Annotated in this window: 1 protein-coding gene; it reads left to right on the forward strand. The window is 58.4% G+C overall.

What is annotated here, in order from left to right; all coding sequences use genetic code 11:
- Positions 1-327, forward strand: a 327-nt coding sequence (locus GHN86_RS23510; protein ID WP_194286571.1) for a hypothetical protein, incomplete at both ends; no start/stop codon positions are given.

Consider the following 327-nt stretch of genomic DNA (forward strand, 5'->3'; position numbering starts at 1 on the left):
CTCGGTGCGTGAGCAAATCGCTAACCTGGCTCGTGACGACAAAACCTTGCTGTTCCAAGCTCTCACCGTGCTGGAAGGGCACAAGCGCAGTGATCCGGTGGCCAGTTCAGACCCGGCCAAACAGTATTTGCCGTTGGTCTGCCCCCCGCTGTCGGAGTCGACCACGGCGTTGTTGGCCAAGTTACACGAGCTCAACCCGTCGTTGTCGATTGAGAGCCTGGAGACGTTGCTGGAGGCTCATCCGTTCAATGCCTACGCCGTTAAGCGTGCGCTGGAGCATAACGCCCAGCCTTTGGACTTTGACTATGCCGCCGAGCGCTTAAAGAC

Origin of the sequence: Pseudomonas helleri (assembly GCF_009600315.1) — a bacterium.
Taxonomy (GTDB): Bacteria; Pseudomonadota; Gammaproteobacteria; order Pseudomonadales; family Pseudomonadaceae; genus Aquipseudomonas; species Aquipseudomonas helleri_A.